The following is a 26,115-nucleotide window of genomic DNA, read 5'->3' on the forward strand; positions in this document are numbered from 1 at the left end:
TGTTGTTTGTTTTAAGCGGTTGGGTTTTTTATTCAAAAAAAAGCCGACTATCAAAGTCGGCTTCTTTTTCGTTATTCACTTATTTGGTACCAAAAATCTTATCGCCGGCATCGCCGAGGCCCGGGATGATGTACCCGTGCTCGTTCAGTCCCTGATCGACAGACGCGGTGTAAAGCTCAACGTCCGGGTGCGCTTTTTCCAGCGCGGCAATACCTTCCGGCGCGGCAACCAGCACCAGCACCTTGATGCTGCTGCAGCCAGCGTTTTTCAGCAGGTCGATGGTGGCGATCATGGAACCACCGGTCGCCAGCATTGGGTCAACGACCAGCGCCATACGCTCGTCGATGTTGGACACCAGCTTCTGGAAATACGGAACCGGCTCCAGCGTCTCTTCGTTACGGTAGATACCGACCACGCTGATACGCGCGCTTGGGACGTGCTCCAGCACGCCTTCCATCATGCCCAGACCCGCACGCAGGATTGGCACAACGGTAATTTTTTTGCCTTTGATCTGCTCAACCTGTACCGGGCCGTTCCAGCCTTCAATGGTCACCGTTTCGGTTTCCAGATCGGAGGTTGCTTCATAGGTCAGTAAGCTGCCAACTTCAGAGGCCAGTTCACGAAAGCGCTTAGTGCTGATGTCATGCTCACGCATCAGGCCCAGCTTGTGTTTAACGAGTGGGTGTTTCACTTCCACAATCTTCATTCTCTTTCTCCTTCGGGTGGCAGCCACAAAAAAAATCGCCGGATTATACCGCTTTTTGCGGACAGCGCCATACCCATCTTGCTTGACGTACATCAAGCAAAGTGATTTAGAGACAAAAAAAGCCGGAGACAGGGCTCCGGCTTGGGTGCGGGATCTGCCCGGTGGCGCTACGCTTATGCGGGCCTACGTGTAGTGTAGGCCGGGTAAGCGTTAGCGCCACCCGGCAACTAAAGGTTCTCTCCGTTGCTGGCGATCACCTTCTGATACCAGGCGAACGACTTTTTCTTGCTGCGATTCAGCGTGCCGTTGCCTTCGTTGTCTTTATCCACGTAGATAAAGCCATAGCGTTTTTTCATCTCGCCCGTTCCGGCAGAGACCAGATCGATGCAGCCCCACGGGGTGTAGCCCATCAGATCCACGCCATCCTCCTCCACCGCTTTTTTCATCTCGCGGATATGGGCGCTGAGATAGTCGATGCGGTACTGGTCGTTCACCGTGCCGTCGCTCTCCAGCACGTCGATGGCGCCAAAACCGTTCTCGACAATAAACAGCGGCAGCTGGTAGTGATCCCAGAACCAGTTCAGGGAGTAGCGCAGCCCCACCGGGTCAATCTGCCAGCCCCAGTCAGACTTCTGCACGTACGGGTTGGAGACCAGGCTTTTGCTTTCGTCATAATCCAGCTGCGGGTTGTCGTCCGTCGCTTTGGTGGCAAACGACATGTAATAGCTGAAGCCAATGTAGTCCACGCAGCCCTGCTTCAGCGCCGCTTTATCCTCTTCGGTGATATCCAGCTCAAAGCCGCGACGGGCGAAGTAGTTGAGCAGATGCTGCGGATAGGCTCCGCGCACGTGCACGTCGGTGAACCAGTAGCGGCGGTGCATGGCGTTCATCGCCATCATCATATCGTTCGGGGCGCAGGTCAGCGGATAGATTGGGCACATGGCGATCATGCAGCCGATACGCAGGGACGGGTTGATGTCGCGTCCGGCTTTCACCGCCAGAGCGCTCGCCACCAGCTCATAGTGCGCCGCCTGGAACATCACCGGCTCGCGATCTTCACCCGGCTGATAGTGCAGGCCGGAGTTAGTAAAGGGTGCGAAATCCTCGTGGAAGTTGGCCTGGTTGTTGATCTCGTTAAAGGTCATCCAGTACTTCACTTTGTGCTGATAGCGCTCGAACACGACGCTGGCAAAGCGCACAAAAAAGTCGATCAGCTTGCGGTTACGCCAGCCGCCGTACTCTTTTACCAGGTGATAAGGCATTTCGAAGTGCGAGAGGGTGATCACCGGTTCGATGCCGTGCTTCAGACACTCATCAAACAGATCGTCGTAAAACTTCAGCCCCGCCTCGTTAGGTTGCAGCTCGTCGCCTTTGGGGAAAATACGCGTCCAGGCAATGGAGGTGCGGAAGCATTTAAAGCCCATCTCCGCGAACAGCTGGATATCTTCTTTGTACCGGTGATAGAAATCGATGGCTTCGTGGTTGGGGTAGTTTTTACCCGGCAGCACGCCGTCGGTGATTTCGCGGGGGACGCCGTGTGCGCCAGCGGTCATCACGTCCGCAACGCTCGCGCCCTTCCCGCCCTCCTGCCAGCCGCCTTCAAGTTGATGCGCCGCCACCGCGCCGCCCCACAGAAAACCCTCTTTGAATCCTGACATGCGATATCCCTCATTCAGCGTTAATTATCGGCAAAAAAGAGTACAGAAACCGGTTTCAGTAAAATGATGTGCATTCGCTGGCAGGGTTGCAAGAATAAGAATGTACCCGGTTTCATTTTCGTGAACGGGTTCATGTTTGCGTGCTAAGGCGTGATTTTTACTGGATTTTCACGGGCGCTATTTTCTGTTGCAGAATGGGCTCGCAAACGTTTGCCTGGACTGTTAGAATTGCGCCGATTTTTCTTACTATCGCAATGCAATCGCGTGGGGACTTGAGCCGTGACCAACAAAACTTCTCTCAGCTACAAAGATGCCGGTGTTGATATTGACGCAGGTAATGCGCTGGTTGACCGTATCAAAGGTGTGGTGAAAAAGACCCGCCGCCCGGAAGTGATGGGAGGTCTGGGAGGATTCGGCGCACTGTGCGCGCTGCCGCAAAAATACCGTGAACCGGTTCTGGTCTCAGGCACCGACGGCGTGGGCACCAAGCTGCGTCTGGCGATGGATCTGAAACGCCACGACACCATCGGCATCGATCTGGTCGCGATGTGCGTGAACGACCTGGTCGTTCAGGGCGCTGAGCCACTGTTCTTCCTCGACTACTACGCGACCGGCAAGCTGGACGTGGATACCGCAGCCAGCGTGATCAGCGGCATCGCCGAAGGCTGTCTGCAGTCTGGCTGTGCGCTGGTGGGCGGTGAAACTGCCGAAATGCCGGGCATGTACCACGGCGAAGATTACGACGTTGCTGGCTTCTGCGTGGGCGTTGTCGAAAAATCAGAGATCGTTGACGGCAGCAAAGTGACCGACGGCGACGTGCTGATCGCCCTGGCGTCCAGCGGCCCACACTCTAACGGTTACTCCCTGGTGCGCAAAATTGTCGAAGTGAGCGGCTGCGACCCCCTCACCACCGAGCTGGAAGGGAAACCGCTGGCCGATCACCTGCTCGAACCTACCCGTATCTACGTGAAATCGGTTCTGGAGCTGATTGAGAACGTGGACGTTCACGCTATCGCCCACCTGACCGGCGGCGGCTTCTGGGAAAACATCCCGCGCGTACTGCCGGACAACACCCAGGCGGTGATCGACGAATCTTCATGGCAGTGGCCTGCGGTATTTAACTGGCTGCAGGATGCCGGTAACGTCAGCAATCACGAAATGTATCGCACCTTCAACTGCGGCGTGGGGATGGTTATTGCCCTGCCGGCAAGCGAAGTGGACAAAGCCCTGGCGCTGCTGCAGGCGAAAGGTGAAAACGCGTGGAAAATCGGTATCATCAAAGCGTCTGATTCCGAAGAGCGTGTGGTCATTGAATGAAAAATATAGTGGTGCTCATTTCCGGTAACGGAAGTAATTTGCAGGCTATCATCGATGCCTGCAAACAGAAGAAGATCAACGGCACCCTCCGCGCAGTATTCAGTAACAAGGCCGATGCGTACGGCCTTGAGCGTGCCCGCGATGCGGGCATTGCCGTGCATGCGCTCAGCGCCTCCCAGTTTGCCAGCCGCGAGGCCTTTGACCGCGAGCTGGTGCAGGAGATAGACGCCTACGCCCCGGACGTGGTGGTACTTGCCGGCTACATGCGCATCCTCAGCCCGGCGTTTGTTGCGCACTATGCCGGGCGACTGCTGAACATCCACCCTTCCCTGCTGCCAAAATATCCTGGCCTGAACACCCATCGTCAGGTGCTGGATAACGGCGATGAAGAGCACGGTACCTCGGTCCATTTCGTCACTGACGAGCTGGATGGCGGCCCGGTTATTCTGCAGGCGAAAGTGCCGGTATTTGCAGGCGACAGCGAAGAGGATGTCACCGCCCGGGTGCAGGCCCAGGAGCACGCCATCTACCCGCTGGTGGTCAGCTGGTTTGTTGACGGTCGTCTGGAAATGCGCGACGGCGCCGCCTGGCTGGACGGCGCGCCGTTACCCCCGCAAGGACATGCGGCAGAAGAATAGTATATTTGTCGGGTGGCGCTTCGCTTACCCGACCTACTTAACTAACTCTCTATTTTCCCTCAAAAAATAATTTAACTGTCATACTTTTCTGACACAGTTGGACATATTGTGGAAATGCTCGCCATAATAAAGGCGAGACGGATTTACCACGTCCTGTGATTGAACTGGAGTGTGAGTAGTAATGGGTCAGGAAAAGTTATACATCGAGAAAGAGCTAAGCTGGTTAGCATTCAACGAGCGCGTGCTTCAGGAAGCGGCGGATAAAACTAACCCGCTGATTGAGCGCATGCGTTTTCTGGGGATTTACTCCAATAACCTGGATGAGTTCTATAAAGTTCGCTTTGCTGAACTGAAACGCCGAATCATCATTAGCGAAGAGCAGGGTTTAAACTCGAACTCGCGTCATCTGCTGGGCAAGATCCAGTCCCGCGTACTGAAAGCCGATCAAGAGTTTGATAGCCTCTATAACGAATTGCTGCTGGAGATGGCGCGCAATCAAATCTTCCTGATCAACGAGCGTCAGCTCTCGGTCAACCAGCAGAGCTGGCTGCGTCACTATTTCAAACATTATCTGCGCCAGCACATCACTCCGATCCTGATTAACCGCGAAACCGATCTGGTGCAGTTCCTGAAGGATGACTACACCTATCTGGCGGTAGAGATTATCCGCGGCGACAGCATCCGCTATGCGCTGCTGGAGATCCCGTCAGATAAAGTCCCGCGCTTTGTCAATCTGCCGCCGGAAACGCCGCGTCGCCGCAAGCCGATGATCCTGCTGGATAACATTCTGCGCTACTGCCTGGACGACATCTTTAAAGGCTTCTTCGACTACGATGCGCTGAACGCCTACTCCATGAAGATGACCCGCGACGCCGAGTACGATCTGGTGCACGAGATGGAGGCCAGCCTGATGGAGCTGATGTCCTCCAGCCTCAAGCAGCGTCTGACGGCCGAGCCGGTGCGCTTTGTCTATCAGCGCGATATGCCCGATGCCATGGTCGAGATGCTTCGCGAGAAGCTGACTATCTCCCGCTACGACTCCATCGTGCCGGGCGGTCGCTACCATAACTTCAAAGACTTTATCGGCTTCCCGAACGTTGGCAAAGCCAACCTGGTGAACAAGCCGCTGCCGCGCCTGCGCCACATCTGGTTTGATAAGTTCCGCAACGGCTTCGACGCCATTCGCGAGCGCGACGTTCTGCTCTACTATCCGTACCACACCTTTGAGCACGTGCTGGAACTGATGCGTCAGGCGTCGTTCGATCCCAACGTGCTGGCGATAAAAATCAACATCTACCGCGTGGCGAAAGATTCCCGCATCATCGATGCGATGATCCACGCTGCCCACAACGGCAAGAAAGTGACCGTGGTCGTTGAACTGCAGGCGCGTTTCGATGAAGAGGCCAATATCCACTGGGCCCGTCGTCTGACCGAAGCGGGCGTGCACGTGATCTTCTCCGCCCCAGGCCTGAAGATCCACGCCAAGCTGTTCCTCATCTCCCGTAAAGAGGGCGATGACGTGGTGCGTTATGCCCACATCGGCACCGGTAACTTCAACGAAAAAACCGCACGCATTTATACCGACTACTCGCTGCTGACCGCCGATGCGCGGATCACCAACGAAGTGCGTCGGGTGTTTAACTTTATTGAAAACCCGTATCGCCCGGTCAGCTTCGACTATCTGCTGGTCTCCCCGCAGAACTCCCGTCGCCTGCTGTATGACATGATCGACCGTGAGATCGCCAATGCGCAGAAGGGCCTGCCTTCCGGCATCACGCTGAAGCTCAATAACCTGGTCGATAAAGGGCTGGTGGATCGCCTGTATGCTGCGTCCAGCTCGGGGGTGATGGTTAACCTGCTGATCCGCGGTATGTGCTCCCTGATCCCCGATCTCGAAGGGATTAGTGAAAATATTCGCGTCATCAGTATCGTCGACCGCTATCTCGAGCACGATCGCATCTATATTTTTGAGAACGGTGGCGATAAACGCGTTTACCTCTCCTCAGCCGACTGGATGACGCGTAATATCGATTACCGTATTGAAGTGGCGGCACCGCTGCTTGATCCACGGTTGAAGCAACAAATTCTTGATATCATTGACTTATTGTTAAGTGATACTGTAAAAGCACGCTATATCGATAAAGAACTGAGTAACCGCTATGTGCCGCGCGGCAACCGCCGTAAGGTGCGCGCACAGCTGGCGATTTACGACTATATCAAATCACTCGAGCAACCCGATTAACCTATGCCGATAAACGACAAGACCCCACGACCGCAGGAGTTTGCTGCGGTCGACCTAGGTTCTAACAGCTTCCACATGGTCATCGCCCGTGAGGTGGATGGCGCAATGCAGATCATCGGTCGTCTGAAGCAGCGCGTCCACCTGGCTGACGGCCTGGGTGCGGACAATATGCTCAGCGAAGAGGCGATGGAGCGCGGGCTGAACTGCCTGTCATTGTTCGCCGAACGTTTGCAGGGCTTCACCGCATCAAGCGTCTGCATTGTCGGAACCCATACCCTGCGCCAGGCGTCGAACGCCACGGAATTTTTAAAACGCGCTGAAAAGGTGATCCCCTACCCTATTGAGATCATTTCGGGTAACGAAGAAGCCCGTCTGATTTTTATGGGCGTGGAACATACGCAACCTGAAAAGGGCCGCAAGCTGGTGATTGACATCGGCGGCGGCTCGACGGAGCTGGTGATTGGCGAGAACTTTGAACCGCACCTGGTTGAAAGCCGCCGGATGGGCTGCGTCAGCTTTGCCCAGCTCTATTTCCCGGGCGGTGTTATCAGCCGGGAGAACTTCCAGCGCGCGCGTATGGCGGCGGTACAGAAACTGGAGTCCCTCGCCTGGCAGTATCGTCTGCAGGGCTGGAACGTGGCGCTTGGCGCCTCGGGTACCATCAAAGCGGCGCACGAAGTGCTGGTAGAGATGGGCGAAAAAGATGGCTTTATCACGCCAGAGCGTCTGACCATGCTGATGGAAGAGGTGATCAAGCATAAGAGCTTTGATGCCCTGAGCCTGCCGGGTCTGTCCGAAGAGCGCAAAGCGGTCTTTGTGCCGGGTCTGGCAATCCTGTGCGGCGTGTTCGATGCGCTGGCAATCCGTGAGCTGCGTCTGTCCGACGGAGCGCTGCGTGAAGGCGTGCTGTATGAGATGGAGGGCCGCTTCCGTCACCAGGATATTCGCAGCCGTACCGCCCAGAGCCTGGCCAATCAGTACAATATTGACCGCGAACAGGCCCGACGCGTGCTGGAAACCACGATCCATATGTACGATCAGTGGGAAGCCCAGAATCCGAAACTGGCGCATCCGCAGCTGGCAGCTCTGCTTAAGTGGGCGGCGATGCTGCATGAAGTGGGGCTGAACATCAACCACAGCGGGATGCATCGCCATTCGGCCTATATCCTGCAAAACAGCGACCTGCCCGGCTTCAACCAGGAGCAGCAGACCATGATGGCCTCGCTGGTACGCTATCATCGTAAAGCCGTTAAGCTGGACGAGTTGCCGCGCTTTACGCTGTTCAAGAAAAAACAGTTCCAGCCGCTGATCCAGCTGTTACGTCTGGGCGTGCTGCTGAACAACCAGCGCCAGGCGACCACCACGCCGCCAACGCTGACGCTCACCACGGACGATAACCACTGGACGCTGAGCTTCCCGCACGACTGGTTTAGCCAGAACGCGCTGGTTCTGCTGGATCTGGAAAAAGAGCAGCAGTACTGGAGCGCCGTCACCGGCTGGTGCTTAAAAATTGAAGAAGAGCGCTCGCCGAACGTCGCTGCGTAACCCTCCCCTCAGGCGCTCTGACTGAGCGCCTCTGTCATCAACACATTTTCCAGCGGCACGGGTTTCCCAATCAAATAGCCCTGAAAATAGTCAATGCCCATCGCCTCGGCGGCATCGCGGATCTCTTCGCTTTCAACATACTCCGCCACCACCAGCATCTTTTTCATCCGCGCCAGATGGCAGATGGAGGCAACAATCTGATAGTCCAGGCTGTTGCTGACGATGTTACGGATAAAGCTGCCGTCGATCTTGAGGATATCGGCATCGACATTTTTCAGGCGCGCATAGCTGGCGTAGCCGGTACCAAAATCATCAATGGCAATCCGGCATCCCATCTGCTGTAAGTGATTCACGGTCTGCATCGCCAGCCCGGCATTGCCAAAACTGCTGCTCTCGGTGATCTCGAAGATCAGCTGCCAGCTCTCAACAGAATATTTTTGCAACATCCGGCTGACCTCAAGCGGCAGCTGGGCCCGGCAGACGGACGTTGGCGAAAGATTGATAGCGAACCGCTGTGCCGGCAATGCTTCCCGGTTATCCGCCATAAACTGAAGCGTCTTCTCCAGCACCAGCAAATCAATGCGCGACGAGAGGCCAAACTCCTGGGCAACGGGCAGGAAGACATCGGGCGAAATCAGTCCGTCGTCGCCATTTTGCAGACGAAGCAGGATCTCGTGATAGTTATCACCGCGTATGCCCTGCACGGGCTGCGCCAGCAGGGTAAATTCGTCTTTTTCCAGCGCCCGCTGCAGGCGGTTCATCATCTCGACTTTGTCTTTCAGGCCGCGCTGAAGATTAATGGCGCCGCGCTGCTGCAGGTTTTCCGGGTGATTGGTCGCCAGAGAGAGATCCGCAATGGTGCTCAGCTCGCCCAGCAGCAGATAGAGATGCACCACCGGGGAACGCACATAGCAGTAGCTGACCCCCACCGGCGGCTGGAGCGGCATTCCGTCCCAGATAAAGCGAAAACGCTTGATGTGCAGATCCAGTTCGTCAATGCGGGACTGATGCATTTCGGTATTCAACCGCAACACCAGATCGTGACCCGACAGCTGATACACGCACTCATCTGATTCCAGGTATTCATTCAGCCACGCGGCCAGCTTCTGTTTGTACTGGATACGCAGCAATACGCCGTAGTTACGCCCCAGAACCTCCAGTTCCGGAATGCGCAGGAAGCAGAGCACCGACCAGGGCTTCTTTCCAAGGGCACGGTTGAGCGCACGCAGGTTGGGCATGTGCACCACCGGGTCGAGGAACGCCAGACGCCGGGCGCGAATATTCACTTCCCGCTGACGCGTCGCCAGCATCGCCATATAAACCACCACGAAGGTAAAGACCAGATAGCTGGATGACGTAATGGTGAGCTGGATGTCGTAACCCTGCGACCAGGGGATATAGCGGTAAAAATAGTGAATGGAGAGGATTAGCACCGGGGTCCAGATCAGGGACATCAGCTTGTAACCGAAGCGCATCGAGCCCCACAGCATCACCGGCATCAGCAGCGACAGCGTGTAGTTGGTACTAAAGATGGTGCTGTTTTCATTGATAGGCCACAGCAGCAAGGAGAGCAGCGAGCTGGTTGCTACTATCCAGATAATAACTTCCGTCACCGTCACCTTGCTGTCAATCTGGTGCGCAATCTGGGAGATCAGGCTGCGCAGATAGCGGGGGTGGCGAAGGGTGCGGATAACCAGGTAGCAGAACGGCACCCCGGTCAGACAGCCAACCAGCAATCCCTGATAGTTAATCAGCGAGCGGATGCCGATGGTGTTGATACCTACCAGATCGAACCTTGTCTGATAGACGCCAAGGTAGACAGCAAACTGAAACAGCAGCAGGAAAATGGTGGACGGGCAGAACATTTGCCAGAACAGACGCTGCGCCATCAGCCGTCCGTCGCCGTATGAGACCCGGTTCCGACGCGGCGCAAAGACCTTATATCCGCCCCAGCTGAGCGTTATCGGGATCAGGTAATGCGCCATGGTAACGGCGGTTTCGTAGCCGCCGATCGAGGGATAGTAGCGCAGGAACAGCGAAAGCATAATGCCAGGCACGGCCGCCATGCCATAAAACAGCATCAGCGAGAGCAGAAACGCCAGGGGCATGTAATAGAGCACCACAACGTGACCCTCCACCTGGGTGTAGGTTGTGGCATGACGTACAATAGGCAGCAGGAGCACCGGCAGGAGCAACGGCAGTCCCCACCAGTGGTCTTTGTATTTTTTGTATAACGCGAAAATAGTCATAGATGCCATAGTAAACCCGCTCATCCAGGGGGGTAGTTCAGACAGGCATCCAACCTGACAATGTTGCCGTGCAGACGAAATATCGATTACACGAAAGGAATAAAGATTTTAGTTAGCAACGGCGAGTGACATTTGACTTAAATCAAACATATTAATATCGATAAATAATATTCACGCTTTTTAACCCTACTTTTGTGCTAATTATCAATGGCGTAAATAAACTTATTATTATACATAACAATAAATGGGTGAGTTGTTGACGGAATTTTACATTAGGATTAATTGACCCCTGCCCGCCCGTATGCCTTAATGGCGTACCGCCCGCAGGGTATTTTCAGGAAAACTACAGTGAGTCAGGCCACACGTATGCGAAGACGACATCGGTTTAACACTCGGATGACGCGTATCATACTGCTTATCAGCCTCTTCTTTTTCGTCGGCCGCTTCGTTTATTCTTCTATTGGTGCGTGGTATCACCATCAGGAGAAAAAGCAGGCCCAGCAATCCAGCCTCTCCGTCGATTACGCCGAGCGTTCCCCGTCGACAATTAATTAATCGTTTGGATTTTGTTGGTTAATTTAATTATTCCGCAGGCTGTAATAATCGAATAATTTCGCTAATTCCTTTGCTCAGAATTTTATCCTGACGCATTACGATGGCCAGCTGGCGCTGTAATACCGGCGTAAGCGACCGCACGCATAACCCCTGCCTGTCTTCCACGCAATCGACCGCCATTCGGGGAATGATGCTGTATCCCAGCCCGACACGAAACATACGCTTGATCGCTTCGATACTGCCGGATTGCATAATCGGCTGCGCTTCCACGCCGCTTGCCTGAAACCAGGCGTCGATCACCAGGCGCGTACTGCTTCCCGCACTGAACGCGATAAAGGGCCGATCCTGCAGATGCTCTGCGGTCAGCGTGTCAAATTGCGCCTGCTGTTCCCCGGCGGCGATAAACACAAACTCCTCATCCATCACCGGGGCGATCGCCAGCGCCGAACCGGCTGCCGGGAGCGTCACCAGCCCCAGATCGAGACGGTTCTCCTCGATAGCGCGAACGATCTCAAGGGTGTTGCCGGTAGTGACGCCGACCCGCAGCAGCGGATGCGACTGACGCAGTTCCTGCAGGAGCGGTGGCAACAGGTGGATGCAGGCCGTCGCGCCCATTCCAATGGTGATGGTTCCGCTCACTTCCTGGCTGAACGCGGCCACGGAACGTATCGCCTCATCCACCGCCCGCCCGATGCGCTCGCCGTGGGTTAATAACGCCAGCCCGGCCGCCGTGGCTTTAACACCCCGCCCGGTACGCTCAATCAGTCGCGCCTGCAGAAACTGCTCCAGCTGGCGGATCTGCAAGCTCACGGCCGGCTGCGAAAGCCCAAGCACATCCGCAGCGGCAGAAAAGCTGCCCCGCTGCACCACCAGGCGAAAGGTCGCCAGCTGTACCAGATTCAGCGTCGTCATCACAAAGTTTCTCTTATAGGAGCCATAAACGCCCGGGCCTGCCTGCGCCCTGATGCAGTGGATATGCTCAGGATAACTCCCTGATGGAATGAAAGATAATGAAAAACCCTGCCATACCTCGCGCCATCCCGCTTACCACCGGCTGTAACCAGCTTATCAACTGGGGGATCTCCTTTTATATGCCGGGCACCTTTGCCCGGGCGATCGCCGCCGATATCGGCTGGTCTTCTGCGCATATTTACTCGGGCCTGACGCTCGCCATGCTGGTGATGGCCGCTCTCTCGCCCTTTGTTACCCGCCTCCTGGCGCGGGCCGGGGGCCAGCGGGTGGTGATGACAGGCTCTCTGCTGCTCGCTATTAGCTGTTTGCTGATGGCGGAGTCGCACTCCCTCATCGCCTGGTACAGCGCCTGGGTATTGACCGGCATCGGCATGCGCCTGGCGCTGTACGACGCGCTGTTTGCGGCGCTGGTCAATCTCTACGGCCAGCAGGCGCGGCGAACCATCTCCCGCGTCACGCTGGCAGGGGGGCTGGCCTCGGTAGTGTTCTGGCCGCTGGGCGAGGCGCTGCTGACACGCATGAGCTGGCGTGACGCGCTGCTCGTTTATGCCCTGTTCGGCTTGCTGAGCGCGGCGTTAACCCTGTCGTTACCCAATCAAACGCGCCCTGTCGTCAATAAACCTGCCGTATCTGGCGGGGGACAGGATCGGCGCAACGGCTGGCTGTACGCCGCGTTTATCGCACTGATCACCTTTGTCTCCAACGGCACCTCCACCCATCTGCCGGAATTTATCGCCAGCCTCGGCCTGCCGGTTGCCGTCGGCATGCTTTGGGGCATCGGGCAGACCGGCGCACGCTTTCTGGAGGTGATCGCCGGAGCGGGGCTCACTCCGCTGCGCCTGACGCTGCTCACCGCCCTTGCGATGCCGGTCTGCTTTTTGCTGGGGCTGAGCAGCCTGCTATGGCTCTGGTCGGCCGCCGGTTTTGTATTGGGCTACGGGGCGATTAACGGTCTGGTAACCATCGTAAAAGCGACCCTGCCCTTGCAGCTGTTTGCGCCGGAAGAGTACGCCAGACGCACCGGGGTGCTGCTGATCCCCGCCCAGCTGATGGCGGCGGCATCCCCGCTGGCTTATGCCTGGCTGAACCGGGCGCTGGGCGTGATGGGCGCAATGTGGATTTCGTGGGGGTTAACGCTGGCGATCGCCGGGCTGGCTGTGGCCATTGTGAAGAGCCAGGCAGTGCGTGATGGTGAGGGCATCCCTGCCCTCAGCGACTAAAGGACAAATCCGCCGTCAATGGTCAGACTTGAACCGGTCATGTAACCGGAAGACTCACCGGCAAGCCAGGCTGCCAGCGAGGCGATCTCTTCCGGCTTACCGATACGTTGCAGAGGGACGAGCGGAGTAATCTGGTCCACCATGCTGGCGGTCATATCGGTGGCAACCGGCCCCGGCTGGATGTTGTTTATGGTGATGCGCCGTGGTGCCAGATCCAGAGCGAGGTTTTGCACCATCGATGCCACCGCCGCTTTACTCATGGCGTAAACGCTGCTGCCCGCATGGCCCGTGCGCACCGCGGTATTGCTGCCGATGGTGATAACTCTTCCCCCTTCAGCCATCGTTTTTACCGCCGCCTGAATGGCGAGAAAGACGCCGCGCACGTTGACGGCCAGGGTAGTATCCAGATCCGCCAGCGCATACTCCTCAATCGTCCCTGGGCGAAGCACACCCGCGTTCACCACGGCAACATCCAGCCTGCCGTAGCGGTGCAGCGTCTTATCGACTGCCGCCTGGATTGCCGCCGCATCAGCGCTGTCGGCTTCTATAGCTATCGCCTGCCCGCCCTGGCGTTCAATGGTTGAGACCACGTCCTGCGCCCTGTCGGGACGAGATACCCATGTGATGGCTACCCGGTAGCCGTCGTGCGCCAGACGTGCCGCAATGGCCGCCCCGATACCGCGCGCCCCGCCGAAAACCAACGCTACTTTTTCGTGATTCATGATGGTCATTCTCCTGTTTGCTTAAGCACCCACCCGGGTGCCTCTGCAGACACCATGCCAGCGAAAATGCCCCCGCGCTTGCGCGGAATGTATCGCACTGTATCCACACCCTCCTGCTTACGCAGCCATACAAAAAAGCCGCCCACAGCAAACAGACCCGATACATAAAAATGGTTTTCTGTATCTGTCGCCATTGATGACCTGAAGAGGAGATACCCGAATGATGCGTCGACATTTACTGCTCACTCTGTTCGCACTGACATCAGCCTGCACCTGGGCCGCGCCGTTAAGCGGCCTCAGCGCGGCAGATGTTAACGGCCCCGCCGCCGTTGCACCGCCCGAACAGCTCCAGCCTCCGGCGAAGCTGATTGTGGATCCGCCCCTGGCAGGCCCGCTGAGTAAAGGCGCGGTCTTTATTCAGTACCGCACAGAGAACATGCGTATTGAACCCGTGTTCGGGCCCGAGGCGCTAAAAGTAACGCCGCGCATCGGCCATATCCACGTCATCGTGGATGACAACCCCTGGCACTGGGCGGACGCCAGCGGCGAGCCGGTCATTCTGGTGGGACTGCCTGCAGGCCATCACAAGGTAACCATTATTCTTGCCGATCCAACCCATAAGCCTGTCGATCGTAAAACCGTCGAATTTACCGTGCCGCCGCATGCTGCGGCGATGCACTGAACGCAACCACTCACTTATTTTTAAGGGTTTTAACCATGAACACATTACTGATTGCTGTCCTGACCTTCACTACTGCCATGACGTCATCCGCATTCGCGGCCCAGGAAATTAACCAGGCCCAGGGGCAACAAAAGATCGGCACTGTTTCCGACAGCAGCGGCGCATCGTCGCTCGCGGATCTGGAGGCAAAACTGCAGGCCAAAGCAGACAAAGCGGGCGCCAGCGCGTTTCGCATTACCTCCGCCGGGGGAAATAACACCCTGTCAGGCACCGCCGACATTTATCGTTAAGGCTAAATCATGAAAAAACGGTTTACACACACCCTGATGGCCAGCCTGCTGCTGGCCTCTGCCAGCGGCGCTGCGCTGGCGAATAACGATAAAACCGTGGTGCTGGTGCACGGGGCTTTTGCCGACGGCAGCAGCTGGAACCGCGTGATTAGCGACCTGCAACGCCAGCATATCGAGGTTTTTGCCGTTCAACTGCCGCTCACCTCGCTGCAGGACGATGTGGCCGCCACCCGGCGCGCCATCGCCCGGGCTCAGGGGGATGTGGTGCTGGTGGGGCACTCCTGGGGCGGCACGGTCATCAGCGAGGCGGGTAACGATGCGCGGGTTAAATCGCTGGTGTATGTGGCGGCGTTTGCCCCGGACTCGGGCCAGTCGACGGCGGATCTGGCGGACAGCTTCCCTGCCCCGCCGGGCAGCGCAGGCATCGCCAAAACCGCAGACGGTTTCCTCTATCTGCCTGGCAAATCGGTACGCCAGGATTTTGCCCCGGACATTCAGGCCGCAGAGCAAAACACGCTGGAGGCAACTCAGGGCCCGATCCGCGCGGAGGCCTTTGCAGAAAAGGTGACCCACGCGGCATGGCACGATAAGCCGAGCTGGTATGTGGTGAGCAAAAATGACCGGATGATCAACCCGGATCTGGAACGCGCGATGGCGAAGGCGATTGATGCAAAAACCAGTGAGGTGGCGGCAAGCCATGTTTCAATGGTGAGCCATCCGGAGGAGATTGCCCGGGTGATTGAGCAAGCGGTGAAATGAGACAGACGAAAAAAAGCCCGCGAGAGGCGGGCTTGATTTTTTAACGCTTAACGGGCGGGAATTATTCCCACTCGATCGTCGCTGGCGGCTTACCGCTGATGTCATACACCACGCGGGAAATACCGTTCACTTCGTTGATGATGCGGTTAGACACACGGCCCAGGAAGTCATACGGCAGGTGCGCCCAGTGCGCGGTCATAAAGTCGATGGTCTCTACCGCACGCAGGGAGACAACCCAGTCGTACTTGCGGCCATCGCCCATTACGCCAACGGAACGAACCGGCAGGAACACGGTGAACGCCTGGCTCACTTTGTTGTACAGGTCGGCTTTGTGCAGCTCTTCGATGAAGATCGCGTCGGCGCGACGCAGCAGGTCGCAGTACTCTTTCTTCACTTCACCCAGCACGCGCACGCCCAGACCCGGACCCGGGAACGGGTGACGGTAGAGCATGTCATACGGCAGACCCAGCTCCAGACCGATCTTACGCACTTCGTCTTTGAACAGCTCACGCAGCGGCTCAACCAGACCCATCTTCATCTCTTTCGGCAGGCCGCCCACGTTGTGGTGAGATTTGATGACGTGTGCTTTACCGGTGGCAGATGCCGCGGACTCGATCACGTCAGGGTAGATGGTGCCCTGCGCCAGCCACTTCACGTCTTCCAGCTTCAACGCTTCTTCGTCGAACACTTCAACGAACACGCGGCCGATGATTTTACGTTTGGCTTCTGGATCGTTTTCGCCTTCCAGCGCGTCGAGGAAGCGCTTCTCGCCTTCAACGTGAACGATGTTCAGGCCGAAGTGGTCGCCGAACATGTCCATTACCTGCTGGGCTTCGTTCAGACGCAGCAGGCCGTTGTCCACGAAGACGCAGGTCAGGTTTTTACCGATGGCGCGGTGCAGCAGCATCGCGGTTACGGAGGAGTCAACGCCGCCGGACAGGCCGAGGATCACCTTGTCGTCACCCACCTGCTGGCGGATACGCTCAACGGCGTCGTCGATAATTTTTGCTGGTGTCCACAGGGCTTCACACTGGCAGATATCGCGAACAAAGCGCTCCAGCATGCGCATACCCTGACGGGTATGGGTCACTTCCGGGTGGAACTGCACGCCGTAGAAGCGTTTTTCCTCGTTCGCCATGATCGCGAACGGACAGGTTTCGGTGCTGGCAACGGTCACAAAGTCGGACGGGATCGCGGTGACTTTGTCGCCGTGGCTCATCCAGACGTCGAGCAGCGGTTTGCCGTCGGCGGTCAGGGAGTCTTCGATACCGCGGATCAGGGCGCTGTCGGTCTGTACTTCAACCTGCGCGTAACCGAATTCACGCTCGTTAGAACCTTCGACGTGACCACCCAGCTGCATCGCCATGGTCTGCATGCCGTAGCAGACGCCGAACACCGGCACACCGGCTTCGAATACGTACTGCGGCGCGCGCGGGCTGTTATCTTCGGTGGTGCTTTCCGGGCCGCCGGAGAGGATGATGCCGCTTGGATTGAACTCGCGAATCTGAGCTTCCGTAACATCCCACGCCCACAGTTCGCAGTAAACGCCCAGCTCACGCACGCGACGTGCCACCAGCTGAGTATATTGAGAACCGAAATCGAGGATGAGAATGCGATGTTTATGAATGTTTTCCGTCATTGACGCTAATTCCGAGGCAAGTGAAACAAAAACAGAGCGCCCGGCTGAGAGCCGGGCGCGGAAATTAATCAGGAGCCCATACGGTAGTTCGGAGACTCTTTGGTGATCGTCACGTCGTGAACGTGGCTTTCCTGGATACCCGCACCGCTGATACGCACGAATTCCGCTTTAGTACGCAGCAGGTCAATGGTACCACAGCCGGTCAGGCCCATACAGGAGCGCAGGCCGCCCATCTGCTGGTGGATGATCTCTTTCAGGTAGCCTTTATAGGCCACGCGACCTTCGATACCTTCCGGCACCAGTTTGTCAGCGGCGTTGTCGGTCTGGAAGTAACGGTCGGAGGAGCCTTTGGACATCGCGCCCAGGGAACCCATACCGCGGTAGGATTTATAAGAACGCCCCTGGAACAGTTCGATTTCGCCCGGAGACTCTTCGGTACCCGCCAGCATGGAACCGACCATGACCGCTGCCGCACCGGCCGCGATGGCTTTCGCGATGTCGCCAGAGAAGCGGATGCCGCCGTCAGCGATAACAGGAATACCGGTACCTTCCAGCGCTTCAACCGCGTCGGATACGGCGGTAATCTGTGGAACGCCTACGCCGGTCACGATACGGGTAGTACAGATGGAGCCTGGGCCAATACCTACTTTCACCGCGCTGCAACCCGCGTCGGCCAGGGCACGCGCGCCCGCACCGGTCGCTACGTTACCGCCGATGATCTGCAGGTCCGGATATTTTGCACGGGTTTCACGAATACGTTGCAGCACGCCTTCGGAGTGGCCGTGAGAGGAGTCGATCAGCAGGACGTCAACGCCCGCAGCAACCAGCGCGTCAACGCGCTCTTCGTTGCCGGCACCCGCGCCAACTGCCGCGCCGACGCGCAGACGGCCATGCTCGTCTTTACAGGCGTTGGGTTTACGTTCTGCTTTCTGGAAGTCTTTAACGGTGATCATGCCGCGCAGGTGGAAGCCATCGTCCACAACCAGCGCTTTTTCAACGCGTTTTTCGTGCATTTTGGCGAAGACCACGTCGCGGGATTCACCTTCACGTACGGTGACCAGACGCTCTTTCGGAGTCATGTAGACGCTGACCGGCTGGTTCAGGTCGGTGACGAAACGCACGTCACGACCGGTGATGATGCCCACCAGTTCGTTATCGGAGGTCACAACCGGGTAGCCTGCGAAGCCGTTACGCTCGGTCAGCGCTTTCACTTCGTGCAGGGTGGTGGTTGGCAGGACGGTTTGTGGGTCGGTAACGATGCCAGATTCATGCTTCTTCACGCGGCGAACTTCTTCCGCCTGGCGCTCGATAGACATGTTTTTATGAATAAAGCCAATGCCGCCTTCCTGAGCCAGGGCGATAGCCAGGCGCGCTTCAGTCACGGTGTCCATTGCCGCGGAGAGCATAGGAATGTTCAAGCGAATGGTTTTGGTCAACTGCGTGCTGAGGTCGGCAGTATTCGGCAGAACGGTGGAATGAGCGGGAACGAGGAGGACGTCGTCAAACGTCAGTGCTTCTTTAGCGATACGTAGCATGGGCAATATCTCTGACCTGGGTGGTTAAATATTGCCGTGGCATTATACAGAGCGTAACCGATTGCATCTACACTTTTTTATAAAAAATGCTTGCGATTGCCTCTTATCGGGTTACTATCGACTGAATAACCTGCTGATTTAGAATTTGATCCCGCTCACATGTTATCCTCCCAGTCCCCCTCAATTTTTACCGTCAGCCGCCTGAATCAGACGGTCCGTTTGCTGCTTGAGCAGGAAATTGGCCAGGTGTGGATTAGCGGAGAGATCTCCAATTTCACGCAGCCAGCTTCCGGTCACTGGTACTTCACCCTGAAAGACAACACCGCTCAGGTGCGCTGTGCGATGTTCCGCAACAGCAACCGGCGGGTGACGTTCCGGCCGCAGCACGGGCAGCAGGTGCTGGTTCGCGCCAGTATCACTCTGTACGAGCCGCGCGGTGATTACCAGATTATCGTCGAAAGCATGCAGCCTGCAGGTGAAGGACTTCTACAGCAGAAATATGAGCAGCTGAAAGCCGCACTTTTAGCAGAAGGGCTGTTCGATCAGCAATATAAGCAGCCGCTTCCCTCCCCCGCCCACTGTGTGGGGGTGATCACCTCGAAAACCGGCGCCGCGCTGCATGACATTCTGCACGTGCTGAAACGCCGCGACCCTTCCCTGCCGGTCGTGATCTACCCAACCGCCGTTCAGGGCGAGGATGCGCCGGGGCAGATTGTTCGCGCCATACAGCTCGCTAACGCCCGTCAGGAGTGTGACGTGCTGATCGTCGGGCGCGGCGGCGGCTCGCTGGAAGATCTCTGGAGCTTTAACGACGAGCGGGTCGCGCGGGCCATTTTTGCCAGCCGGATCCCGGTGGTGAGCGCCGTCGGCCATGAAACCGACGTCACCATCGCCGATTTTGTCGCCGACCTGCGGGCACCAACGCCGTCCGCGGCAGCAGAAATGGTGAGCCGGAACCAGCTGGAACTGCTGCGCCAGATCCAGAACGGCCAGCAGCGCCTCGAGATGGCGATGGACTATTTCCTCGCCAACCGCACCCGTCGCTTTACCCAGCTTCATCATCGCCTGCAGCAGCAGCACCCGCAGCTGCGCCTGGCGCGCCAGCAGACCGTGCTGGAACGCCTGCGCCAGCGGATGAACCTCGCGGTGGACAACCAGCTTAAACGCGCGGTGCAGCGTCAGCAGCGAACCTCTCAGCGTCTGAATCAGCAGAACCCGCAGCCGCGCATCTGGCGCGCGCAGACGCGTATCCAGCAGCTGGAATACCGGCTGGCTGAGAACGTGCGCGCCCGCCTCGGCAGCACCCGCGAGCGCTTTGGTAATGCGGTGACCCACCTTGAAGCGGTCAGCCCGCTTTCAACGCTGGCGCGCGGTTACAGCGTGACCACCGCCACCGACGGCAAAGTGCTGAAGCAGACGAAACAGGTCAAAGCCGGGGATGTGCTCACCACCCGGCTGTCAGACGGCTGGGTGGAAAGCGAAGTGAAAGGCGTAACGCCGGTGAAGAAAACGCGCACGCGCAAAAAAGCGTAATTATTGTTGGCCGTCAGGCGTGACGGCAAGCATCACCCAGGACAGCCCGGAAAAAATGACCAGCGCGACCGCTGCGCCCGCCATTCCCAGCAACAGGCCAAACATCACGGAGCCGACAATTTGCCCGGCTGCCAGCATCAGAAAAGCCATACTGACCCCCACAGCCGGTGACGGATGAGCGATAACCGCCCCCTGCACCAGCAGTACGCCGGATAAAATAACGTATCCCGCCCCGCTCATTGCCACCACCGGGACGAGCCACCAGGCAAACCCTTCACTTAACGCCAGAGCCAACAGCGAAGCGGCCATGAAAATCTGCGATCCCCGGTAAACGCCCCGCATCCCGATACGTTTTTCCGCACTACCGGTAAACACGGCCAGGATCCCTGCCCCGCCGCTCACCAGCCACAGAACCCGCGTGACGGCGCTATCAAGCCCGCTATGATTCCTGAGCAGCTCCGGGCCAAAACTCCACCAGGCGGCGCTGGCAACGCCGCTCACAAAAGCAATACTTAACAGCCGGAACATTCCCGGCTTGCGAAGCGACTCGCGCCAGGATGGCGTTTGTTCACGCTTGCGCGAAGCCAGACCCGGCAGATAACGCCAGGCTGCCAGCAGGCAGAGCAGTGCCAGCAGGGCAAAGACGATACAGGCCGCCCGCCAGCCGCCGGGCATAAAAAGCAGAACCGGCACCGAGAGGATGATCCCGGCGCTTGTTCCGGCATTAATGACGGTATTCACCAGGGTCTGGCGATCCGGGGCAATGGTGTCATTTACGGCCCCGGCAAGCGCGGGTGAGGCCAGGCCAGAACTCAATCCGGCAATAAATAATCCTGTCGCCAGGGTAAGCGGCAGCGCCGAGAAAGCCAGAATAATCAGCCCGCCTGCGGCCGTGGCGGCGGCCAGCAAAGCCGGTACGCGAGGGCCATAGCGACTGGTGAGAAAAGAGGCAAAAAATACTGACAGGCAATAAGCCGCATAGCTGCAGGCTGCAATCAACCCGGCAACCTGGGGTGAGAAAGGAATGTCCTGACGGATATCGGGCAGCATCAACCCCCAGGAAAATCTCGCCATGCCGTATGTCACCGCGATTAATGAGAACCCGGTTATACCCAGTGCGATCGGTCTGTTCATTACGCTCCTCTTATTGCCGCTGTAAAAAACCTAAACGCTGAGAAGGCGTTGTGCCAGTTTTTACCGGTACGAATACTCCGACTTCTCCCCGCCCCCGGCGTCATCATTTACACTGAAAGTGTTTCTTTTTTCGGCATTGCCAGAAACAGGAGAGAAGCATGACCCGAATTCACAGCGTGATCCCGCCCTATATTCTTCGTCGTATTATTGAGAGTGGCTCTGAGCCTCAACAGCGTTGCGCCCGCCAGACGCTGACGCATGTACAAACGCTGATGGCCCATATGCCAGGTAAACCCGCCGCGCCGCACGTGAATAAAACCGGGCAGCTGGAGCGTGATATTTATGATGCAAAACAGGCCCAGGAACTGCCTGGCATTCAGGTGCGTTATGAGGGGCAGCCGTCAAACGGGGATATTACTGTCGATGAAGCCTATGATTATTTAGGTATCACCCATGAATTTTTCTGGAAAAATTATCACCGCGACTCGCTGGATAATAAAGGGCTGATGCTGACGGGCACCGTTCATTATGGGCGGGAATATCAGAACGCTTTCTGGAATGGTCAGCAGATGGTATTTGGCGATGGCGACGGCGAGATATTTAACCGCTTCACCATTGCCATAGACATAGTGGCGCATGAACTTAGCCATGGGGTGACCGAAACCGAAGCCGGGCTAATCTACTTTGAACAATCGGGCGCGCTGAATGAGTCTTTATCGGACGTTTTCGGCTCGCTGGTGAAACAGTATCACCTGAAGCAAACGGCTGATGAAGCCGACTGGCTGATTGGTGGAGGGCTGCTGGCTGAAGGGATCAACGGCAAGGGGCTGCGATCGATGTCAGAGCCCGGCACCGCCTATGACGATCCGCTGCTCGGAAAAGATCCGCAGCCCGCGCACATGAAAGACTTTATCAAAACGCGCGAAGATAACGGCGGCGTGCATCTTAATTCAGGCATTCCCAATCGCGCGTTTTATCTTGCTGCAACGGCCATTGGCGGCAACGCCTGGGAGAAAGCCGGTTATGCATGGTATGACACGGTTTGCGATCGACAGCTGGCGCAAGATGCAGATTTTGACGCCTTTGCGAAACTGACGGTTGCCCACGGTGAAAAGCGATCGGGTGGCGACGTCGCAGCAGCCATTGAACAAGCCTGGAAACAGGTGGGAGTGTTGTGAATGCAGGTTCCGGAACTGACCGAAGACGCGGTCGTCGAGCTGGCGCGTGAAGGTGGCGTGGCCTATATCCCGCATCTCAGCGGGTTGCGGCGAATCGCCCTCTCGACTCTTAACAGTGCACAGCGCCAGCGCGTGGTGAACATACTTCAGCAGGCGATTCCTCGTGGAGAGCCGCCCGGCCAGCCGTCGTCACCCGGCGGCGGCGACCAGCGCTATTTTCGCATTCAGATAATCTGGACCCGGCACAATCAGGCGCAATACACCGACATCATCGTGCTGGTTCCCGAACAGGAAGCGCCAGAGTCGCTGGTCGAACTCTGGCAAAAAGGCGAAGGCTGCGTATGCGATTAGTCAGCCGCGACGAACTCCACGCGCTTTTTCGAGATCAGCCCGTGGCCGTTCTGGCAGAAATAATCCACCGCTCCGCAGGCTTTTAACACCTGGAGTGGCTGATGGCACTCCGGGCAGCGGGCTTCCAGGGCAATATCTTTATTGCAGCTCTCGCAGTGCGCCACACCGTTTTGCGGCTCCAGCTCTGCGTGACATTCCGGGCAGGTAATCGACATGATGACTCCTTTGAAGGATATTCAGTACTCAATCGATTTTACCACGATGCGCTCAGTGAGGGCCACGCAGCTGCTGCTGTAATCTCAGCAGGAGCTCAACCTCTTCCAGCCGCCGCTGCGTTGTGCGGCTCACCTCCTGCGGGTCGCGTACAAACAGGCTCTGCTCCCCCAGAATATGTTCTGCCAGACAGTTCGCGTAAATCGTGCCGCCAAAGCGCCAGCACTGAACCTGCTCGCCGTCGGTGAGCGTCAGCACATCCTCTGCCCCGCGCCGGTCGTGGCTGATGATGCGTCCGTCCCGCAGATGCAGTCGCAGCCCTTTTTGCCCGCCTGACGGCCCGGCATATTTGTTCAGCCAGATATCCACCGGCACGCCGCCCATCGTCCCCTGAAGATGCGCCTCGCCTTCGGCAGTGGTCATATCGCCTCTGGCGATATCGCGCCCCAGCCGATCTCTGGCCGTCACGACCTGTAAAGCAAGCTCGCCGCTGCCGCCCAGATACCGCACCGTCTCGCGCATCATCGCCAGCACGTGGGTGCCGATATCCAGGATTACCCCATCCGGATGGCGAAGCGTCCGGGTATCCGGCTCGCCGGTGGCAAAGTTAAGCGCGAAGGGCTCACCCGCCGCGTTAAACCCGCTTGGCTCCTGCAAAAAACCCTCGATCCTGACGATATCAGAAAGGTGTCTGACCAGCCCCAGGCGCACCAGGTTTATGCGCGCCATCCAGTGATCGAGTGCCAGCACCCGCGCGGCTGCCTCCGGCCTCGCCAGCAGCGATCTCAGTTTTTCGGTCTGGCCCAGGGTGGCGACGATCGGTTTTTCCACCACGATGCGCGGGATGGAAGACGCCAGCGCCTGCTCAAGCACGTCAAGGTGTTGTAGCGATGCGGTGGTGATAAACAGCGTATCGAGGGGTCGGGCAAGAAGGTCGGCAAGGGTTGGAACTCGCGTAACGCCATCCAGGGTTTTCGCGGGCTGGATATCAAATCCCGGACAGGGAAGTGATTCAGCAAAGGTACCTTGTAATGCGGGCAAATAGGCGGTTTCGACTACCGCTCCAAGTCCAACAAACCCAATCTGCATCTGAACCTCTTTCGTTGCATTGCCGGCGCGTAACCACGCCCCGGCAATGTCGGTCAGATTCAGGCGTTAGTTACGGGTTTCGGCTCACTTTTCGTCTGCGCATTTTCCAGCATACGACGCACCGGAACAATGAGCACCGTCAGAACGGCGGCACAAATCAGCAGAGCAACGGAGCAGCGCGCGAAGAGATCCGGCAACATATCCAGCTGGTCAGCCTTCACGTGGCCGCCAATCAGGCCCGCCGCCAGGTTGCCCAGCGCGCTGGCGCAGAACCACAGCCCCATCATCTGGCCGCGCATTCTTTCCGGAGCCAGCAGGGTCATGGTCGCCAGACCAATCGGGCTCAGGCACAGTTCACCGAGGGTCAGCATCAGGATACTGCCCACCAGCCAGAACGGAGAAACGCCTGCCCCACCGTTACTGAGGACGTTCTGCGCCGCCAGCATCATCAGGCCAAAGCCGCCTGCCGCGCACAGAATGCCGATCACGAACTTGGTGATGCTGCTCGGGCGAATGTTGTTGCTCGCCAGCTTCGGCCATGCCCAGCTAAAGACCGGTGCCAGCAGAATAATAAACAGGGCGTTAATCGACTGGAACCACACGGCCGGGATTTCGAAATCGCCGATCATGCGATTAGTGTAGTCGTTGGCAAACAGGTTAAACGACGTCGGTTTTTGCTCGAACGCAGACCAGAAGAACGCCGCAGACACCAGCAGAATGAAGCAGACCAGCAGTCTGGCGCGCTCTTTACGGTTCAGACCGGCAAAGACAAACAGCCAGATGAAGTAGAGGGCCACCGAGGCGGCAATGAAGTAAACCAGCACGCTGGCCACGGCAACCGGGTTAATTACAATCACGCCCTGGGCGATCAGAGTGACGATAATCGCGACACCCGCTGCCAGCGCCAGCAGCCAGCCGCCAACACCGTTTTTCTTCACCACCGGGCTGTTCCAGGTGGAGTCCAGCCCCACTTCGCTGTCGTAGCGTTTCATCGCCGGAACGGCAAACAGGCGGAAGATGACCAGCGCGACCAGCATCCCGATGCCGCCGATGCCAAAGCCCCAGTGCCAGCCGTGAGATTTAATCAGCCAGCCGGAGATCAGCGGCGCGATAAATGAGCCCATGTTGATGCCCATATAGAACAGCGAGAAGCCGCCGTCACGACGCGCATCGCCTTTCTTATACAGGGTGCCGACCATTACCGAGATGCAGGTTTTGAACAGGCCCGAACCAAGGACAATAAACATCAGGCCGATAAAGAACAGGTTGTTGCCCATCACCGCAGACAGCGCAATCGACAGGTGGCCGAGCGCGATCAGAATTGAACCGTACCAGACCGCTCTCTGCTGTCCGAGCCAGTTATCCGCCAGCCAGCCGCCCGGCAGCGCGGCCAGGTACATGGTCCCGGCAAAGATACCGACGATGGCGGAGGCGTTTTCACGCGCCAGCCCCATCCCGCCGTCATAGACGGTGGCGGCCATAAACAGGATCAGTAGTGGACGAATGCCGTAAAACGAGAAGCGCTCCCACATCTCGGTGAAGAACAGCGAGCCAAGTGGATAAGGATGGCCGAAGAAAGTTCGGCTTTCGTTTTTATTAACAGAGGATTGCATAATTCTCCCGAGATGATGTGTCGTCGTGCTTGTAAACACCGGAGGTCAGCCACGCAGAGAGTGTTCTGGCGGCTTTTTTACATCCGGCGAAATGTTATTTAACCATTTGATAACCTGAGGCTACTTTTGTCCAGCCCCCACCCCACCACCAAAAGATGAAAATTCGACAATCGTCTTATTTCTTAGATTTTATGTTGGATAAACATGAATAGTGATTGACATCACATCAATAATTATTCGTTGCTTTCAGAGGAGTTGAGGCATAAAAAAACCCG

Annotated in this window: 23 protein-coding genes; 12 read left to right on the forward strand and 11 right to left on the reverse strand. The window is 57.3% G+C overall.

What is annotated here, in order from left to right:
• Nucleotides 1–79: 79 nt before the first annotated feature.
• A complete protein-coding gene (gene upp, locus FHN83_RS04855) occupies nucleotides 80–706 on the reverse strand; it encodes a uracil phosphoribosyltransferase (RefSeq protein ID WP_032613066.1) in 627 nt (208 codons plus the stop codon).
• Between the two features lie 227 nt (nucleotides 707–933).
• On the reverse strand, nucleotides 934–2,364 hold the full coding sequence (locus tag FHN83_RS04860) for a 6-phospho-beta-glucosidase (RefSeq protein ID WP_039029692.1): 1,431 nt from the start codon (nucleotides 2,362–2,364) through the stop codon (nucleotides 934–936).
• A 279-nt stretch (nucleotides 2,365–2,643) separates the two neighbouring features.
• On the opposite strand from FHN83_RS04860, the gene purM reads away from it, so the two are divergent.
• The 4 genes from purM (at nucleotide 2,644) to ppx (ending at nucleotide 8,106) form a co-directional block, all read left to right on the forward strand.
• Nucleotides 2,644–3,681 (forward strand): phosphoribosylformylglycinamidine cyclo-ligase, encoded by a 1,038-nt coding sequence (gene purM, locus FHN83_RS04865; protein WP_139563345.1) that lies wholly within the window; start codon nucleotides 2,644–2,646, stop codon nucleotides 3,679–3,681.
• Complete coding sequence (gene purN / locus FHN83_RS04870) at nucleotides 3,678–4,319, forward strand: phosphoribosylglycinamide formyltransferase (protein WP_139563346.1); 642 nt, start codon at nucleotides 3,678–3,680, stop codon at nucleotides 4,317–4,319. Before purM ends, purN begins: the two co-directional genes overlap by 4 nt.
• 181 nt (nucleotides 4,320–4,500) lie before the next feature.
• Nucleotides 4,501–6,561, forward strand: coding sequence for a polyphosphate kinase 1 (gene ppk1 / locus FHN83_RS04875; protein ID WP_039029695.1), 2,061 nt, complete (start codon nucleotides 4,501–4,503; stop codon nucleotides 6,559–6,561).
• Nucleotides 6,562–6,564: 3 nt separating this feature from the next.
• Entirely contained in the window at nucleotides 6,565–8,106 is a 1,542-nt protein-coding gene (gene ppx / locus FHN83_RS04880; RefSeq protein WP_039029696.1) for an exopolyphosphatase, read from the forward strand.
• 8 nt (nucleotides 8,107–8,114) lie between these two features.
• Here ppx and FHN83_RS04885 read toward each other — a convergent pair whose 3' ends face one another.
• Nucleotides 8,115–10,355, reverse strand: a complete 2,241-nt coding sequence (locus tag FHN83_RS04885; protein ID WP_139565416.1) for an EAL domain-containing protein — start codon at nucleotides 10,353–10,355, stop codon at nucleotides 8,115–8,117.
• Nucleotides 10,356–10,703: 348 nt separating this feature from the next.
• Here FHN83_RS04885 and FHN83_RS04890 point away from each other — a divergent pair, with 348 nt between their 5' ends.
• Nucleotides 10,704–10,910, forward strand: a complete 207-nt coding sequence (locus FHN83_RS04890; protein WP_039029698.1) for a YfgG family protein — start codon at nucleotides 10,704–10,706, stop codon at nucleotides 10,908–10,910.
• A gap of 27 nt (nucleotides 10,911–10,937) precedes the next feature.
• Here FHN83_RS04890 and FHN83_RS04895 read toward each other — a convergent pair whose 3' ends face one another.
• The gene (locus FHN83_RS04895; protein WP_139563347.1) at nucleotides 10,938–11,822 is read right to left on the reverse strand and encodes a LysR family transcriptional regulator; all 885 of its coding nucleotides are present in this window, start codon (nucleotides 11,820–11,822) and stop codon (nucleotides 10,938–10,940) included.
• A gap of 98 nt (nucleotides 11,823–11,920) precedes the next feature.
• Here FHN83_RS04895 and FHN83_RS04900 point away from each other — a divergent pair, with 98 nt between their 5' ends.
• Nucleotides 11,921–13,102: an MFS transporter gene (locus FHN83_RS04900; protein WP_139563348.1), complete on the forward strand. Its 1,182-nt coding sequence runs from the start codon at nucleotides 11,921–11,923 to the stop codon at nucleotides 13,100–13,102.
• Here the strand turns inward: FHN83_RS04900 and FHN83_RS04905 are convergent.
• On the reverse strand, nucleotides 13,099–13,824 hold the full coding sequence (locus tag FHN83_RS04905; protein WP_139563349.1) for an SDR family NAD(P)-dependent oxidoreductase: 726 nt from the start codon (nucleotides 13,822–13,824) through the stop codon (nucleotides 13,099–13,101). The two genes, FHN83_RS04900 and FHN83_RS04905, sit on opposite strands and share 4 nt — an antisense overlap.
• A gap of 220 nt (nucleotides 13,825–14,044) precedes the next feature.
• On the opposite strand from FHN83_RS04905, the gene FHN83_RS04910 reads away from it, so the two are divergent.
• The 3 genes from FHN83_RS04910 to FHN83_RS04920 are packed head-to-tail and all read left to right on the forward strand — an operon-like array spanning nucleotide 14,045 to nucleotide 15,555.
• Complete coding sequence (locus FHN83_RS04910; protein ID WP_139563350.1) at nucleotides 14,045–14,506, forward strand: DUF6130 family protein; 462 nt, start codon at nucleotides 14,045–14,047, stop codon at nucleotides 14,504–14,506.
• Between the two features lie 35 nt (nucleotides 14,507–14,541).
• Nucleotides 14,542–14,796 carry a DUF1471 domain-containing protein gene (locus FHN83_RS04915; protein ID WP_139563351.1) on the forward strand — a complete coding sequence of 85 codons (255 nt, stop codon included), beginning with the start codon at nucleotides 14,542–14,544 and terminating at the stop codon, nucleotides 14,794–14,796.
• A 9-nt stretch (nucleotides 14,797–14,805) separates the two neighbouring features.
• Complete coding sequence (locus FHN83_RS04920) at nucleotides 14,806–15,555, forward strand: alpha/beta hydrolase (protein WP_139563352.1); 750 nt, start codon at nucleotides 14,806–14,808, stop codon at nucleotides 15,553–15,555.
• A gap of 61 nt (nucleotides 15,556–15,616) precedes the next feature.
• Here the strand turns inward: FHN83_RS04920 and guaA are convergent, their stop codons facing one another.
• Both guaA and guaB read right to left on the reverse strand, forming a co-directional pair.
• Nucleotides 15,617–17,194, reverse strand: coding sequence for a glutamine-hydrolyzing GMP synthase (gene guaA, locus FHN83_RS04925; RefSeq protein ID WP_138369767.1), 1,578 nt, complete (start codon nucleotides 17,192–17,194; stop codon nucleotides 15,617–15,619).
• A 68-nt stretch (nucleotides 17,195–17,262) separates the two neighbouring features.
• Nucleotides 17,263–18,729 carry an IMP dehydrogenase gene (guaB, locus tag FHN83_RS04930; RefSeq protein WP_039029706.1) on the reverse strand — a complete coding sequence of 489 codons (1,467 nt, stop codon included), beginning with the start codon at nucleotides 18,727–18,729 and terminating at the stop codon, nucleotides 17,263–17,265.
• Between the two features lie 159 nt (nucleotides 18,730–18,888).
• Between guaB and xseA the strand changes: the two genes are divergently transcribed.
• Nucleotides 18,889–20,262: an exodeoxyribonuclease VII large subunit gene (gene xseA / locus FHN83_RS04935; protein WP_139563353.1), complete on the forward strand. Its 1,374-nt coding sequence runs from the start codon at nucleotides 18,889–18,891 to the stop codon at nucleotides 20,260–20,262.
• On the opposite strand, the gene FHN83_RS04940 is transcribed toward xseA, so the two are convergent.
• Entirely contained in the window at nucleotides 20,263–21,396 is a 1,134-nt protein-coding gene (locus FHN83_RS04940; RefSeq protein ID WP_139563354.1) for an MFS transporter, read from the reverse strand.
• 158 nt (nucleotides 21,397–21,554) lie between these two features.
• Between FHN83_RS04940 and FHN83_RS04945 the strand changes: the two genes are divergently transcribed.
• Together FHN83_RS04945 and FHN83_RS04950 are read left to right on the forward strand one after the other, a co-directional pair.
• Nucleotides 21,555–22,574, forward strand: a complete 1,020-nt coding sequence (locus tag FHN83_RS04945) for a M4 family metallopeptidase (RefSeq protein WP_039029709.1) — start codon at nucleotides 21,555–21,557, stop codon at nucleotides 22,572–22,574.
• A complete protein-coding gene (locus tag FHN83_RS04950; RefSeq protein WP_138369764.1) occupies nucleotides 22,575–22,925 on the forward strand; it encodes a protealysin inhibitor emfourin in 351 nt (116 codons plus the stop codon).
• On the opposite strand, the gene FHN83_RS04955 is transcribed toward FHN83_RS04950, so the two are convergent.
• From FHN83_RS04955 to FHN83_RS04965, 3 genes are read right to left on the reverse strand one after another with little or no spacing between them, the layout of a single operon-like run.
• Entirely contained in the window at nucleotides 22,922–23,140 is a 219-nt protein-coding gene (locus tag FHN83_RS04955) for a zinc ribbon domain-containing protein (RefSeq protein ID WP_039029711.1), read from the reverse strand. The genes FHN83_RS04950 and FHN83_RS04955 overlap by 4 nt on opposite strands.
• Before the next feature lie 52 nt (nucleotides 23,141–23,192).
• A complete protein-coding gene (locus FHN83_RS04960) occupies nucleotides 23,193–24,227 on the reverse strand; it encodes a Gfo/Idh/MocA family oxidoreductase (RefSeq protein WP_139563355.1) in 1,035 nt (344 codons plus the stop codon).
• A 59-nt stretch (nucleotides 24,228–24,286) separates the two neighbouring features.
• Nucleotides 24,287–25,840 (reverse strand): peptide MFS transporter, encoded by a 1,554-nt coding sequence (locus FHN83_RS04965; RefSeq protein WP_138369762.1) that lies wholly within the window; start codon nucleotides 25,838–25,840, stop codon nucleotides 24,287–24,289.
• Nucleotides 25,841–26,115: the final 275 nt, after the last annotated feature.

It is taken from the genome of Leclercia adecarboxylata, from assembly GCF_006171285.1.
Lineage (GTDB): Bacteria > Pseudomonadota > Gammaproteobacteria > Enterobacterales > Enterobacteriaceae > Enterobacter > Enterobacter barmai.

What these genes read in the sequence shown, in the direction of transcription:
- guaB (WP_039029706.1), bottom strand. Translation starts at nt 18,729, where the DNA reads ATGCTACGTATCGCTAAAGAAGCACTGACGTTTGACGACGTCCTCCTC.
- FHN83_RS04940 (WP_139563354.1), bottom strand. Translation starts at nt 21,396, where the DNA reads ATGAACAGACCGATCGCACTGGGTATAACCGGGTTCTCATTAATCGCG.
- ppx (WP_039029696.1), top strand. Translation starts at nt 6,565, where the DNA reads ATGCCGATAAACGACAAGACCCCACGACCGCAGGAGTTTGCTGCGGTC.
- upp (WP_032613066.1), bottom strand. Translation starts at nt 706, where the DNA reads ATGAAGATTGTGGAAGTGAAACACCCACTCGTTAAACACAAGCTGGGC.
- purN (WP_139563346.1), top strand. Translation starts at nt 3,678, where the DNA reads ATGAAAAATATAGTGGTGCTCATTTCCGGTAACGGAAGTAATTTGCAG.
- FHN83_RS04885 (WP_139565416.1), bottom strand. Translation starts at nt 10,355, where the DNA reads ATGACTATTTTCGCGTTATACAAAAAATACAAAGACCACTGGTGGGGA.
- FHN83_RS04960 (WP_139563355.1), bottom strand. Translation starts at nt 24,227, where the DNA reads ATGCAGATTGGGTTTGTTGGACTTGGAGCGGTAGTCGAAACCGCCTAT.
- FHN83_RS04965 (WP_138369762.1), bottom strand. Translation starts at nt 25,840, where the DNA reads ATGCAATCCTCTGTTAATAAAAACGAAAGCCGAACTTTCTTCGGCCAT.
- FHN83_RS04915 (WP_139563351.1), top strand. Translation starts at nt 14,542, where the DNA reads ATGAACACATTACTGATTGCTGTCCTGACCTTCACTACTGCCATGACG.
- FHN83_RS04905 (WP_139563349.1), bottom strand. Translation starts at nt 13,824, where the DNA reads ATGAATCACGAAAAAGTAGCGTTGGTTTTCGGCGGGGCGCGCGGTATC.
- FHN83_RS04950 (WP_138369764.1), top strand. Translation starts at nt 22,575, where the DNA reads ATGCAGGTTCCGGAACTGACCGAAGACGCGGTCGTCGAGCTGGCGCGT.
- ppk1 (WP_039029695.1), top strand. Translation starts at nt 4,501, where the DNA reads ATGGGTCAGGAAAAGTTATACATCGAGAAAGAGCTAAGCTGGTTAGCA.
- FHN83_RS04955 (WP_039029711.1), bottom strand. Translation starts at nt 23,140, where the DNA reads ATGTCGATTACCTGCCCGGAATGTCACGCAGAGCTGGAGCCGCAAAAC.
- FHN83_RS04920 (WP_139563352.1), top strand. Translation starts at nt 14,806, where the DNA reads ATGAAAAAACGGTTTACACACACCCTGATGGCCAGCCTGCTGCTGGCC.
- FHN83_RS04910 (WP_139563350.1), top strand. Translation starts at nt 14,045, where the DNA reads ATGATGCGTCGACATTTACTGCTCACTCTGTTCGCACTGACATCAGCC.
- xseA (WP_139563353.1), top strand. Translation starts at nt 18,889, where the DNA reads ATGTTATCCTCCCAGTCCCCCTCAATTTTTACCGTCAGCCGCCTGAAT.
- FHN83_RS04860 (WP_039029692.1), bottom strand. Translation starts at nt 2,364, where the DNA reads ATGTCAGGATTCAAAGAGGGTTTTCTGTGGGGCGGCGCGGTGGCGGCG.
- FHN83_RS04900 (WP_139563348.1), top strand. Translation starts at nt 11,921, where the DNA reads ATGAAAAACCCTGCCATACCTCGCGCCATCCCGCTTACCACCGGCTGT.
- FHN83_RS04895 (WP_139563347.1), bottom strand. Translation starts at nt 11,822, where the DNA reads ATGACGACGCTGAATCTGGTACAGCTGGCGACCTTTCGCCTGGTGGTG.
- FHN83_RS04945 (WP_039029709.1), top strand. Translation starts at nt 21,555, where the DNA reads ATGACCCGAATTCACAGCGTGATCCCGCCCTATATTCTTCGTCGTATT.
- guaA (WP_138369767.1), bottom strand. Translation starts at nt 17,194, where the DNA reads ATGACGGAAAACATTCATAAACATCGCATTCTCATCCTCGATTTCGGT.